This window comes from Enterococcus sp. DIV0546, assembly GCF_051712785.1.
Classification (GTDB): domain Bacteria; phylum Bacillota; class Bacilli; order Lactobacillales; family Enterococcaceae; genus Enterococcus; species Enterococcus faecalis.
Map to the genome: position 1 here is coordinate 2280511 of NZ_JBIOPO010000001.1, position 13398 is coordinate 2293908.

At 38.0% G+C, this 13398-nt stretch carries 14 protein-coding genes; 2 read left to right on the forward strand and 12 right to left on the reverse strand.

Features of this window, described 5'->3' with window-relative positions; translation table 11 throughout:
- Window positions 1-101: 101 nt before the first annotated feature.
- The 4 genes from thrS to IGJ24_RS11055 all read right to left on the reverse strand — a co-directional run bounded on the left by thrS (window position 102) and on the right by IGJ24_RS11055 (window position 5236).
- A complete protein-coding gene (gene thrS / locus IGJ24_RS11040; RefSeq protein WP_002359397.1) occupies window positions 102-2039 on the reverse strand; it encodes a threonine--tRNA ligase in 1938 nt (645 codons plus the stop codon).
- Window positions 2040-2435: 396 nt separating this feature from the next.
- Window positions 2436-2615, reverse strand: a complete 180-nt coding sequence (locus tag IGJ24_RS11045; protein WP_002356318.1) for a 2-hydroxymuconate tautomerase — start codon at window positions 2613-2615, stop codon at window positions 2436-2438.
- A gap of 165 nt (window positions 2616-2780) precedes the next feature.
- Entirely contained in the window at window positions 2781-4226 is a 1446-nt protein-coding gene (locus IGJ24_RS11050; protein ID WP_010820244.1) for a L,D-transpeptidase family protein, read from the reverse strand.
- Window positions 4227-4372: 146 nt separating this feature from the next.
- The gene (locus tag IGJ24_RS11055) at window positions 4373-5236 is read right to left on the reverse strand and encodes an aminoglycoside 6-adenylyltransferase (protein WP_289865785.1); all 864 of its coding nucleotides are present in this window, start codon (window positions 5234-5236) and stop codon (window positions 4373-4375) included.
- 121 nt (window positions 5237-5357) lie between these two features.
- On the opposite strand from IGJ24_RS11055, the gene IGJ24_RS11060 reads away from it, so the two are divergent.
- Both IGJ24_RS11060 and IGJ24_RS11065 read left to right on the forward strand, forming a co-directional pair.
- Window positions 5358-5939: a YdcF family protein gene (locus IGJ24_RS11060; RefSeq protein ID WP_002376454.1), complete on the forward strand. Its 582-nt coding sequence runs from the start codon at window positions 5358-5360 to the stop codon at window positions 5937-5939.
- 157 nt (window positions 5940-6096) lie between these two features.
- Window positions 6097-7041 carry an endo-beta-N-acetylglucosaminidase gene (locus IGJ24_RS11065; protein ID WP_010713118.1) on the forward strand — a complete coding sequence of 315 codons (945 nt, stop codon included), beginning with the start codon at window positions 6097-6099 and terminating at the stop codon, window positions 7039-7041.
- Between the two features lie 279 nt (window positions 7042-7320).
- Here IGJ24_RS11065 and IGJ24_RS11070 read toward each other — a convergent pair whose 3' ends face one another.
- From IGJ24_RS11070 to yhbY, 8 genes are all read right to left on the reverse strand, one after another.
- Window positions 7321-8151, reverse strand: a complete 831-nt coding sequence (locus IGJ24_RS11070) for a DUF6287 domain-containing protein (protein ID WP_164980862.1) — start codon at window positions 8149-8151, stop codon at window positions 7321-7323.
- A gap of 482 nt (window positions 8152-8633) precedes the next feature.
- Window positions 8634-9353 carry a YebC/PmpR family DNA-binding transcriptional regulator gene (locus IGJ24_RS11075; protein ID WP_002356305.1) on the reverse strand — a complete coding sequence of 240 codons (720 nt, stop codon included), beginning with the start codon at window positions 9351-9353 and terminating at the stop codon, window positions 8634-8636.
- A gap of 86 nt (window positions 9354-9439) precedes the next feature.
- Window positions 9440-10627, reverse strand: a complete 1188-nt coding sequence (locus IGJ24_RS11080) for a nucleotidyltransferase (protein WP_002376446.1) — start codon at window positions 10625-10627, stop codon at window positions 9440-9442.
- An 80-nt stretch (window positions 10628-10707) separates the two neighbouring features.
- Window positions 10708-11448: a class I SAM-dependent DNA methyltransferase gene (locus tag IGJ24_RS11085; protein ID WP_002356302.1), complete on the reverse strand. Its 741-nt coding sequence runs from the start codon at window positions 11446-11448 to the stop codon at window positions 10708-10710.
- 1 nt (window position 11449) lies between these two features.
- The gene (rsfS, locus tag IGJ24_RS11090) at window positions 11450-11788 is read right to left on the reverse strand and encodes a ribosome silencing factor (RefSeq protein ID WP_033072556.1); all 339 of its coding nucleotides are present in this window, start codon (window positions 11786-11788) and stop codon (window positions 11450-11452) included.
- Window positions 11789-11834: 46 nt separating this feature from the next.
- Window positions 11835-12425, reverse strand: coding sequence for a bis(5'-nucleosyl)-tetraphosphatase (symmetrical) YqeK (gene yqeK / locus IGJ24_RS11095; RefSeq protein ID WP_002356300.1), 591 nt, complete (start codon window positions 12423-12425; stop codon window positions 11835-11837).
- The gene (locus IGJ24_RS11100; RefSeq protein ID WP_002365150.1) at window positions 12403-13062 is read right to left on the reverse strand and encodes a nicotinate-nucleotide adenylyltransferase; all 660 of its coding nucleotides are present in this window, start codon (window positions 13060-13062) and stop codon (window positions 12403-12405) included. The genes yqeK and IGJ24_RS11100 overlap by 23 nt, the downstream gene beginning before the upstream one ends.
- Before the next feature lie 17 nt (window positions 13063-13079).
- Window positions 13080-13391, reverse strand: a complete 312-nt coding sequence (yhbY, locus tag IGJ24_RS11105) for a ribosome assembly RNA-binding protein YhbY (protein ID WP_002356298.1) — start codon at window positions 13389-13391, stop codon at window positions 13080-13082.
- Window positions 13392-13398: the final 7 nt, after the last annotated feature.

Below are 13398 nucleotides of genomic sequence, written 5' to 3' on the forward strand. Positions count from 1 at the left end.
AGGATTATTCCCAGCTCTAAGGAAATATTTAATTATTTTGTTGTTGAAAAAAGTCAAAAGAACTTCTGAATTCAGAAGTCCTTTTGACTTTTTCTCTTTTTTTAACGGCTGTAATTGTGAACTTCAGCAGCCATGCTGTCAATGAAAATTGATAAATCTTCGACAGACGTTTCTTTGCTTCCATAACGACGGACGTTCACCGTTGCATCTTCCATTTCTTTGTCCCCGACCACTAATTGATAAGGTACTTTTTGTGTTTGAGAGGCCCGAATTTTGTAGCCCATTTTTTCGTTACGATCATCGACTTCAACACGTAAGCCTTGTGCTTGTAAACGTTCTTTGATTTCATAAGCATACTCAGAATGCGCTTCTACAGAAACTGGGATAATAGTTGCTTGAATTGGTGCTAACCAAGTAGGGAAAGCGCCTTTGTAAACTTCTGTTAAGTAAGCCACAAATCGTTCCATTGTTGAGACAATACCACGGTGGATAACAACTGGGCGATGTGTATTTTCGCCATCTTCGCCAACATAAGTTAAGTCAAAACGTTCTGGTAATAAGAAGTCTAATTGGATGGTTGATAATGTTTCTTCCATTCCTAAAGCTGTTTTTACTTGAACATCTAACTTCGGACCGTAAAAGGCAGCTTCGCCTTCTGCTTCAAAGTAATCTAATTCTAATTCATCCATGGCAGCTTTTAACATCGCTTGCGCTTTTTCCCACATCGCATCATCATCAAAATATTTGTCTGTATTATTTGGATCACGATAGCTTAAGCGGAAACGATAATCCGTAATGTTAAAGTCAGCATAGACTGCCACCATTAACTCCAAAGTACGTTTAAATTCGTCTTTAATTTGGTCAGGACGAACAAAAGTATGGCCATCGTTTAAAGTCATTTCACGAACACGTTGTAACCCTGATAATGCGCCAGATTTTTCATAGCGGTGCATCATCCCTAATTCAGCGATTCGAATTGGCAATTCGCGGTAACTATGAATGTCATTTTTATAAACCATCATATGGTGTGGACAGTTCATTGGACGTAATACCAGCATTTCGCCATCGCCCATATCCATTGGTGGGAACATATCTTCATGGTAATGATCCCAGTGACCAGATGTTTTGTATAATTCCACATCTGCCATAATTGGTGTATACACATGTTGGTAACCTAAGCTAATTTCTTTGTCCACAATATAACGTTCAATTGTACGACGAATGGTTGCGCCTTTTGGTAACCAGAAAGGTAACCCTGAACCAACTTCTTGTGAAACCATAAATAAATCTAATTCTTTTCCTAATTTACGGTGGTCACGTTCTTTGGCTTCCTCGCGCATTTTGATAAATTCTTTTAAATCTTTTTTATCGAAAAAGGCAGTGCCGTAAATCCGTTGCATCATGTGATTGTCAGAGTTTCCGCGCCAATAAGCACCAGCCACTGAAAGTAGTTTAAAGACTTGAATCCGTCCTGTTGAAGGGACGTGAACGCCACGACATAAATCGACAAAATCGCCTTGATCATAGACAGTGATGATTTCATCTTCTGGCAAATCTGTAATTAATTCAACTTTGTAAGGATCATCAGCAAATAATTCTAACGCTTCTGCACGTGAGATTTCTTTACGAACGATTGGGTTATTTTCCTTCACAATTTTCATCATTTCGGCTTCAATTGCAGGTAAATCTTCCGCTGTCACAGGGGATTCTCCATTATCTGTATCATAATAGAACCCAGAATCAATCGCAGGACCTACGCCAAATTTAATGTTAGGGAAAAGACGGCGTAAGGCATTAGCCATTAAATGAGCTGATGAATGACGTAAAATTCCTAAAGCATCTTCATGATCAGGTGTCACGATTTCAAGCGAACCATCTTCTACGATAGGACGATCTAAATCGATTAAAACACCATTGAATTTACCAGCTAAAGCTTTTTTGGCTAAACTGTTGCTAATGCTTTTAGCAACATCAAATGTTGTAACCCCAGAATCAAACGGTTTAACAGCGCCATCTGGAAAAGTAATGTGAATAGACATAATAAAATTCTCTCCTTTTAATTTTTTTGATTTGAAGCGTTTCATTGTGTTCCTGTTTTTCACAATGAAACGAAACAGCCACCTGTTCCCCTTGTTAAAAAACAAAAAGTCCTAGTATTCTAACGAATACTAGGACGAAAATATCGTGGTTCCACCTAATTTTGAACACAAATAATCTGTGTTCCTCTAGCGTGTTAACGGTGCGACCGCCTTTGTTTCAACAAAGGTTTCGAAAGTGGTCATCCCTTGTGCCAATCTGGAAAATTTTCAGCCAAGATTTTCCTCTCTAATAGATCGCGGGCAAGTTCAGTTGTCTTTCTCATCAATCATTTATGCACTTATTTAACCACTTATTTTCAGAAAAAGCAAGTGATTCAACAGAAATTCTCTGAAAACTTATTTTTTCCATTCGCCGCCTTGTGCATAGCGGTCTTTTTTCAATTCATTGACAATCACATGGATATTCTCTTTTGGTGCACCAGCGTTTTTTGACACAGCTTCTGTAATATCTTTGACCATATTAGTTAACTGTTCTTCTGTGCGGCCTTCAATTAATTCTACATGTACAAATGGCATCTTCGTTCCCCCAATTTAAATTGCTTGTTCTGTTTGTATCATAGAGCGGGTTATGACGCTTGTCAATAAAAAATTGGAGACGTCAGTCGTTACGGTTGACGTCTCCAATTTTTACTTTTCAGATACACAGCTGGACCAAAGTACGGTCTTGCCTAATATCTCTTTTTATACTTCTTCGCCGTAATCTACAGGTTTATCAAATTCACCTGGTGCATCATCATAGATATGTCCGTAAATAATTACCGGCATTCCGTCATAGGATACATCAAAGATTTTTGAAACTTCTGTTCCTGGCGTATTGATACAGCCATTACTACCAGCATCGGTTTTAAAGGCTTCTTTATCTCCGTACTTATCCAATTTATGGTCGGAGTCATGAATCCCAATTTGTGTGACAACGCCCCCTTGACTTAATAACGGCATCCAATATTTTACTGGCACACTGTATCGAGAACCATCGAGCATTTGACCTTCTAAATTCACATCGGTTGTCCGATATAAAATTGTATGGAATCCTGGTACTGTTGCGGTTCCTTTGTTATATCTGCCAGTAATGACATCTGTGGTGACTATTTTTTTGCCATCAATGAAACAATACATTTTTTGATCTTTTAAATCAATTTCAATGTAATTATTGGCAATTTTACTATTTTCTTTGGTATCGCCAACCAACGGAGCAGTGATTGCATTCATTTGTTCTTGGCTATTCAGCGCGTTTACTAGTAGTTCTTGCGTTTTGGCCCCATCAATCGACCAGCCATAACTTCCATTGTTTTTAAAACGACGTGTCGTACCGTGAACATCTGTAAATAAAACTGGTTGATTAGCAGAACCATATGTTGTTTCTAATTGTGTCACCCAAGTAGTTAGTTTTTCTTTGTTGATTGTGCCATCATCATTCAGCACGTTTTGAATTTGTGTTTTATCAAAGGCTACTTTTTCACCATTAATATCAACTGTAATTGTTTTATTTAACTTGTTATTGAGCGTTGTCAATGTTGCCTTTAACGTTTGATCCTCTTTTGTAATTTCAGGGGCTTTATAAAAATCTTTGGCATTGTATTGATAGTTGCCTTTTCCCGCTTCAACATCCGCAATAATCTGCTGATTTAAGCGCTGTGTGTCCACTACTGTGCCTTTTTCTTCGGGAACAATTTCAAAAGTACCATTGCCTCGACGGATACTCGCATTTTTGCTTGGTTTCCCCTCTGGAAAACTCAAAGTTGCTAATTTGGCTTCTAGTTCTTTTTTGAATGCCTCGTTTAACGGTAGCTTCACCTTGCTACTGTGTAAATGGTCTTTTAAAAATTTTTGATCCAATTGGTATTTTTTAGGAAGTTGAATTTTTTCTTCTTTTGTCCCCGTTTGAACCACAACTTCTTCGGTTTGATTAACTTGCGCTAATTTTTCTTCTGCAGCATTTACATTTAACCAGCCTACAGAAACTCCATTTACTTTTGTGGTTGGTAAAAAGTGACTTTGAAAATAAACATAGCTGCCCCCAGCAACCAGAGCTAGTCCAACCAAAGAAGTAATAATTACTTTCTTTTTATTATTTTTTCCTGATTTTTGACGACGTGTATTACGCATTTGCATTTCTTCTTTTTTCATTTGTTCATCCTTTATATCAATAATTTTAGGTTTATTTCTTAGAGACTAGGCAACAAACAACTGCGGTGATCTACAATCAAAAAAGGTTCCCTTTCTCTCGCAGATTAATTTTTTCAATTATACACTATTTTTACGTTGTTTTCAGCTTATTTTCCTTGTAAATCCTTTAATCTTAAAGAATTTGTATACTCTGTGACTTTTTTTGCTTCTTGTAAATGATACGTAAACTGGGCCATTTTAGCAAAATCCTGAGCGACGACGTCAAAAAAGGCTTGTGTCTTTATTAAGCTGTTCCAACAAGCTTCTTTACTAGAAAAATCCAGCAACGATGCTAATTGATCCATCGTGTCAGGAGTGACATAATTTCTCAGATACTTAAATTGTTTCCCAACAGAAATTGGCTTCGGTTCCTGCCAAGCCGCTTGCCAAGAAAGCAAGCGCAACAGTTCCTGCTGACAATATTCATAGAGATGTGTGACAGCGTAAAATAGTTCATTCCGACAAAGCCCCTTAACTACATACGTACTAACCCACCAAAATTCATTGCAACAATCGTTAAACTGCTGCTGATTCGGAACTGTTACTGTATAATTTTTATCAGATGCTACAGGTAAAGGCGGCAAACTTTCATCTTTGTCTAACAAGATAATTGCTAAAGAATCGCCTTCATGCCAATTATCTTTTTCTGCGAGAGGACACAACGTTAAATCGATACGTTGGCCATCTTCAAATAACATTAAAAATGTTTCCCGCGTCTTCGGTTCTGTGGGAAATAAGGTCATTTCCTTGGGACGTTGCATAATTAATGGTTGTCCAAATTTTGCTGTCCACGTTGCTGTTTCAAAAAACTCAGCACATGGTTCTACAATATAAACAATGTCGAAATCTTGAAAACTATCTTTTGGCGCTTTCACATTCGTGCGAGAACCCACCATTCCCACGGCTCGAATGTGTTCTTCTTGTTTTGCTACATCCATAATAAGTTGAAACATTTCTTCTTCTGTACGCATTCACTCGCTCCCTCTCTTCAAAAGTTTCTATTAAAACATAGATTTTTTTATAAGTCTTTTGTTTTCTATCGCTTTTTCTATGGTACTTCGTATACACTAACATTACAAGGAGGGATGTTTCATGCATTGGTTAAAAATAACAAGTTTATCCATTGTCAGTTTTGGCTTTTGTATTCTTTTGATTTTAGGTCTACTTATTTTTACTGGCAAAAATACGCAACCCACCGATAAACCAGATGCTATTTTAATTTTAGGGGCCCGTGTTTTAGGAACGTCTAAAGAAACCGCACTGCCCAGCCGTGTTTTGCAAGCTCGGTTAGATGTGGCTATCCCCTATATTAAACAACACCCCGAGACACCCGTTATTGTTAGCGGAGGGCAAGGAGCAGATGAGCCGGCTACGGAAGCCGCGGTTATGAAACAATACTTGCTAAATAAAGGTGTTCCAGAAAAACAGATTCTCTTAGAAAATCGTGCCACACGCACCAAAGAAAATATTGTCAATTCAGAAAAACTCCTTTCTTTTAAACGGCTAGTGATTGTTACTAGTGACTTTCACATGTACCGCTCGCAACTTTTAGCCAAGCGAGCAGGCATCTCAAATGTTTCAGGCATCACTGCGGCTTCTTCTTTTCCAAAAGATATCAAAAATTTTGGTCGAGAGCTGCTTTCTTTAGGCTATGCCTTACTCTTTGATTGGTAAAAGAGCGTCCTTCGCAAGACCATTTTGCGAAGGACGCTTTTTTATTCTGTGGATTTGCTCACTTTTGTTCTCTTCTTCTTGTGTTTAAATTATAAAAATGATAACATATCTTTGTTAGCGCTTACAAATAATATTTATTTTATAGGAGGAGAAAGTTATGGGGCATCAATTGAGCACTCATTTTTTTAACAAGAAAACAGGGATTATTTCAACTTTTTTAAGTTTGATACTTTTAGTCGGCGGGTTACTGTTTGCACTACCTGCATTTGAAGTACAAGCAGCATCAACTGTTACACCTAAAACAGTCATGTATGTAGAAGTAAATAACCACGATTTTAACAATGTGGGAAAATATACTTTAGCTGGAACCAATCAACCTGCTTTTGATATGGGGATTATTTTTGCAGCCAATATTAATTATGATACGGTCAATAAAAAACCTTACTTATATCTAAATGAACGGGTCCAACAAACTTTAAACGAAGCTGAAACACAAATTCGTCCAGTTCAAGCACGCGGCACTAAAGTCCTATTGTCTATTTTAGGCAACCATGAAGGTGCTGGCTTTGCTAACTTCCCAACTTACGAAAGTGCGGATGCCTTTGCAGCTCAATTAGAACAAGTCGTTAATACGTATCATTTAGATGGTATTGATTTTGATGATGAGTATGCTGAATACGGAAAAAATGGGACACCTCAACCAAATAATTCTTCGTTCATTTGGTTACTTCAAGCCTTAAGAAATCGCTTAGGCAATGATAAATTAATTACTTTTTATAATATTGGACCAGCGGCTGCGAACTCTTCAGCTAATCCTCAAATGAGTTCTTTAATTGATTATGCTTGGAACCCTTATTATAGTACCTGGAATCCGCCACAAATTACGGGGATGCCTGCTTCTCGTTTAGGTGCTTCTGCCGTTGAAGTTGGTGTCAATCAAAATCTAGCTGCGCAATATGCTAAACGTACAAAAGCGGAGCAATATGGTATCTATCTAATGTATAACCTCCCAGGAAAAGATTCATCTGCGTATATCTCGGCGGCGACACAAGAACTTTATGGTCGAAAAACGAACTATTCACCAACTGTTCCAACACCTTAATTATTATCTCGTGTCTACAAGCGCCAACATGTAAAGAGTTAAAAGCCAGCTTACTACAAGCTGGCTTTTTGGTATCTTGAGCGAATAGTTTTACACAAAAAAAGACCCGCCCTTTGGGTAAGGACGGGAAAGGAGTTAAAAATGAAAAAGTGTTTTGTGTTGTTAAGGTTGTTTGTTGATATGCTTATATCTTACAAACTAAATGTGAAGATTTTGTGATCATTTCATTCTTATTTTGCTACTTTTATAGGAATTAAATAGATTGCCACGAGACTATCTTTAGTTGCCTCGTGCATCCGTTATTCTGACTGCTCCTTGTGGTGATACTCTGTAAAAACCGACAGTCCCTGTCCCTCCATTTGCAACCATCTGTTTCGATTGGGCTCTAAAAAAGAAGTCATTTCCATTCATACCCAAAAATCCAAGGTTCGTATCATTATTTTCTGCATCAGTCAATGTCTTTCTAATATATGTCTCTGCTTTTTCTTGTGTATCGATGATTTTTGCCTCTTCATTTTGGTCTTGATTTTCCTCTTCAGAAGAACGATAGTAATACTCTTCCGCAGGATAATTTCCACTATCTTGAGTAATTAACAATCGTGGTTTCGTCTTATCCGATTGGTCGCCGTTAGGATTTTCAACACCAATTTTATATAATAATAACGCAGCACCAGTAGGCCCCCACCTAATACTTAAGCTTGTAATTGGTCGCGACTCATCAGTAGGTAAATCCTTCGTAATCATTCCTCCGGTATTTGTACTACCATCAGGATGAATGATCAAACTCTCTCCTTTACCATTTTTCCATGTTCCAGCTAAAGTAGTAAAATCGCCAGCATTAATCGCTGTAGTATCTAAATCAGCTACAGTTAGCTGACTATTGTTTTCATCAGCTGTCGGCTCTTCATTTTTCACTGATTCGTTAGACTCGATACTGCTGCTCGCTTGTTCATTTGTCTTATCAATTGTTTCACTCGTTTTTTCATTCGTCTCTTCAACTTTAGAGAATGCCTCAGTTGAAGCGGTTACTTTCTTTTCTTTTGGTTCCCGACAAGCAGTTAATGATAAAACCGCTAGCCCGACAAAAAACGCTAACATTCCCTTTTTCACGCCTATTCACCCCGTTCAATGATCTATCTTACTAGACTATTGTACTATTAATTCAACTGTTTAGACAAATATTTATGGAACAGACAAAAGTTAATCCTGTCATTGAATGCTTTGTGTCACATGGACCTATCAATCAACTTTCTTTTTTCTATGTATTATATGAAAAAAAGAGCGTGGGACAAAAATCACTTTGGATTTTTGCTCCACGCTCAAAAACTAATAAACGGCGGGAACAGAAGCAACACTACGCGTTGCTCCGATCTCAACAACTTCTAAGAGCTAAAGCGCTAAGAGTTGAAGGTCCTTCGGAAATAAGCCGAAATTGTTGAGAATCACGAAGAACGTAGTGATTCGATGATGAACAATACCTACTTGGTCTCCAAAAATTAAAGAACAATTTTCGGAAATTCCTTCTTATTTCTCGGAGTTAAACACTTCTGTCCCGACCTCTTTCTAAATCTTCAAATAAACGAACAAATGGATTATTCAGGTAAATCTACATTATGATGGACTTTTTGAACATCTTCTAAATCTTCTAAAACGTCTAACATTTTTTCAAAGTTCGCTAAATCGTCGCCTTCTAATGTTACTTCGTTTTGTGGAACCATTTCTAACTCAGTAACCGTGAATTCTTCAATGCCTTTTTCTTTTAACGCTTCTTGTGCATGGTGGAAATCTTCTGGTTCTGTGTAAACGATAATTTGACCGTCTTCTTCAACAACATCGCGAACATCAATGTCTTTTTCCATTAAGTATTCTAAAATTTCATCCGCATCGTCACCAGCAAAGCCAATGATACCTGTATTATCAAACATGTAGGAAACAGCACCGCTGACACCCATGTTTCCGCCGTTTTTACCAAATGCGGCCCGCACATCTGCTGCTGTTCGGTTCACGTTGTTTGTTAAAGCATCAACAATGACCATTGAACCATTTGGCCCAAATCCTTCATAGCGTAATTCAGAATATTGTTCATCTGCTGAACCTTTTGCTTTTTCAATAGCGCGATCAATAATATGTTTTGGTACATTGTATGTTTTGGCGCGTTCGATTACAAACCGTAATTTTTGGTTTGCATGAGGATCAGGGTCTCCTGACTTCGCTGCTACGTAAATTTCAATCCCGAATTTTGCATAAACACGGCTATTGTTTGCGTCTTTGGCAGCTTTTTTCTCTTTAATATTTGCCCATTTACGGCCCATATTCTCACTTCGCTTTCTCTGATTTGTTGTTAGTATCTTATCCCTTGTTTATTATACTGGGGAAACTGATTTTTGTTAAGTATTTTTTAGGTATCTGGCGAAAATCGTAAGGGAAACCGACCAAAATTTTGTTCTTTTAAAGAAGAATCTCCCATCTGATATAGTTGATTGGCGCGAATATCTAACGAAAGCATAGCGCGGTTTTCTTTAGATACTTTGGAAATTACCGGCAATTGAATTTGTGCTTTGGTTTCTTTTAGATAAGCTTGTCCCTTTGGCGTAAATCCTAGCACATGGAGATAGCTGTCTTGCCAAACAGTTTCAACTTCTTCTTTGGTCATATTTAACAATATATAGGTTGCTAATCGTTGCAATCTTGTCCAAGTATAACGCTTCGTTTTCATACGTTCCATTAATTCGTGAAAAGAACCTGCTGCTTGAATTTGATCTTTTAGTCGATATTCAAGTCCTTCCGTCATTTGGTAAATGGCTTGTAACTCTTCTAACGAGGATTGAACAATTTTATACTTTAGGAAGGGCCAATAGTTTTCCCATGAAATCATTGCTTGTGTTTGTAAATGTTGTGCGGTTATAGAAGGCACCGTTGGCAGCACTTGCGTTATTTCTTGTTGAAAAACACTTTGCCTAATCGCCGTGGCGCTAGCAACTTTCCCAGAAATCGTTGCATCATGAAAGCCCGCTTGTTTTCTAGCAATTGGGTAGAGCGTCATCGGGGTTGGATACGTGGCATTTTCCTTTGCATAACTCATCCCCAAAATATGATTAGGCGAAGAAAAATCGAACCTGCTTTCAGGATATACTTGACGAAAAACAGCAGTCATTTTTTGTGGATAACTCAATTGTTTGTCTGTCAATGCGTGGAACGTTTGATCAATTAAGGATTGGTTTTCTTGGACAAACTGTCCGAAAGCCGCATAATCAATTGCGCTTGTACTATCTGTTCCAAAACATAAGCTCTCACATTGCAACGCCTGCAATAACTTTATACCGCCTTTGGCAAAGTAATCCGCAGACTGTACCGACCAAGCTGTCGGCAATTCAATGACTAAATCCACACCATTTTGCAAAGCTTCTTCTGCTCTGGCCCACTTATCTAGTAAGGCTGGTTCTCCTCTTTGTAAAAAATTTCCACTCATTATAGCAATCACTACTTCAGCTCCGCTTTGTTGGCGAGCTTGTTGGGCATGATAGCGATGTCCATTATGAAAGGGATTATATTCCACGATAATGCCACAGGCTTTCACTCTAGCCACCTCCGTTATAAAAAAATGGACTTATCAGCAAAGAGACAAACGTTTTTAAGCGCTGTCCCAAGCTCATAAGCCAAATCTTATTAATCTCTTTGACAAACAAAGAACCAGCGTTCACTTGTTTCAGTTGGTGCTTCATCTGTAAAGTCTGCATAAACTTTGACGTTCATGAAACCAGCACTTTCTAACATTCGTAAATAGTTATCTAACGAATAGGTTCGTTCTTGATGCAATTCATCATACCGAACAAAGTGCTCATCTGTTTCCTGTTCTTTCACAAAAAATGTTAAGAAATGTTCGATGCTGTGTTCTTTTTCACCAGCGTAACTATCCCATAGAAAAGCAAATTCTTCTGTTTGATAATGATAGCTATATTCTGGAAAAACTGAATCAATTTTGTAAGTAGAATGAACATCAAAAATGAACGTTCCTTCCTCTTCTAACGCTTGATAAACTTCATCGAACACTTGTTGTACTTCTTGGCGATTAGCCATGTAGCACAGTGAATCAGAAAAACAAGTGATGGCTTGGTATTGTCCCACTTCAGATAAATCTAGCATATTTCCCTGAACAAATTGAACTGGCACTTCTTCTTCAAAGGCCCGTTCACTAGCAATCATCAACATTTCTTCTGATAAGTCTAAGGCCGTCACATCGTAACCACTTTTCGCAAAATCAACTGCTAAAGCGCCTGTACCACAAGCCATTTCAAGAATTTGTTGGGTTCCTTGTGGGAGATGACGATTGGAAAAATCCAACCATTTTTGGTATAGGCTTTCGTCCATCACTTCGTCATAGACGAAAGCAAACGTTTCGTAGGCCATTTTAGTCGACCCAAGCGCTTAGATCAACCATTGGGGCATCTGACCATAATTTTTCTAAGTTGTAAAAGGCACGTTCTGAAGATTGGAATACATGGACAATAACATCGCCTAAATCGATTAAAATCCATTTTCCGCCTTCTTTACCTTCCACACGTTTGACTTCTACTTGATTTTTGGCTTCTTGTTCGTTAATTTCATCAACAATCGCATTGATTTGACGTTCACTATTGGCTTGGCAAATTAAAAAATAATCTGCTAATAATGAAATCTCTCTTACGTCTAATGCGACAATTTCTTCTGCTCGTTTTGAATCTGCTGCTTTGACAGCAATTTCTAAAATTTTCTGGCTATCTATGATAGTTCCCTCCTAGTAATTCTTTCTTCTTTTATTTTTGATTAACGACCCATTGATTGTAGGTCTCTAACGTTTTTGGATAAATTTTATGTTCTTGTTCAATCAAATGTAACAAGGTATGTTTCGTTTCATAAGCAACCGCTGCATCTAAGTCAACAAGGGCAATTTCACGGGCTTCTTTCACACCTGGAAAATCACGTCCTGGTTCAATGTAATCTGCGACATAAATAATTTTATCTAGCAAGCTCATCTTAGCAGCCCCAGTTGTATGCACACGAATTGCCTGCAAGATTTCTTCGTCATCAATGGCTAATTCCCGTTGAACAATATCCGCCCCAACTAAGCCATGCCAAATTTCATTGCCATAGTTTAATAAAGCCAAATCAAAACCATCTCGGCGAATAATCAACTCGAATTCATCGTTTGGACGTTCTTTGGCGTAATCATGCGTCAAAGCAGCAATACTGGCTTTGGCTTCATCGGCACCATATTTCGCTGCCAAGGCCACAGCTGTTTCCTCGACTCCTAACACATGGCGAAAGCGACGTTCACTCATTTGCATTTGAACTTTTTGCATTAATAATTCACGTTGTGCAGCATCATAATTTGTTATCCAGCTCATCTTGATACAGTCCCTTCTCTTGAATATAGTTTATCACATTCTCTGGAAGAAGATAGCGTGTTGAGCAACCACTTTTGACTTTTTGTCTAATCAAAGTGGAACTAATCGCCATCTGCGGAACATCAACCCAAATAATTGGATAGGTAGATTCCGTTGGATAATTAGGACGCCGAATGCCGACAAATTGAACTAAATGGAGTAAGTCATCAATCCGATGCCATTTGGGCAAGTATTCCACCATATCTCCACCAATTATAAAATAATAATCAGTATCTGGATTGGCTTCTTTTAAAGCTTTCATCGTATCATACGTGTAACTTTTGCCTTTGCGAATTAATTCAATTGGCTCAATATCTAAGCAGGGATTATCAGCCACTGCTAGTTCTAACATCGCTAACCGATGTTCACTGCTAATTGTTTTCTTTTCGTCTACATGTGGTGGTAAGTACGTAGGCATTAAGTAAACTTTGTCCAAACCTAGTTGATTTTGAACTTGATCGGCCATGACAAGATGTGCTAAATGAACGGGATTAAAATTACCACCTAACAAGCCGACTTGCTTTCTTGTTTGAAAACGTAACGGTTCCTCTTGCAAGAGAACGTCCGCTCCTTGACGCGCTTGTCTTTTTTCTCCCATTGTTCATCCCTCCAATATTAAATCTCTTTGACTGCTGCTGAAATTTTTTGATATTTTTCTTTACTTGATGGCTTGAATAAGACCAACACGCGACCAATAATTTGTACCACATCGCAATGAATGGCTGCTGTTAGTTCTTCTGCAACCTCTTCTGCTACTTCATCTGTATTTTGTAATAACGTAATTTTAATCAATTCACGTTTTTCCAACGCTTCATCAATTTGTGTAATCATTGCGTCATTCAAACCACCTTTGCCTACTTGAAAAATAGGTTGTAAATGGTGTGCCTGACTACGTAAATAACGTTTTTGTTTTCCTCTAAGTTTCAAATTGTTT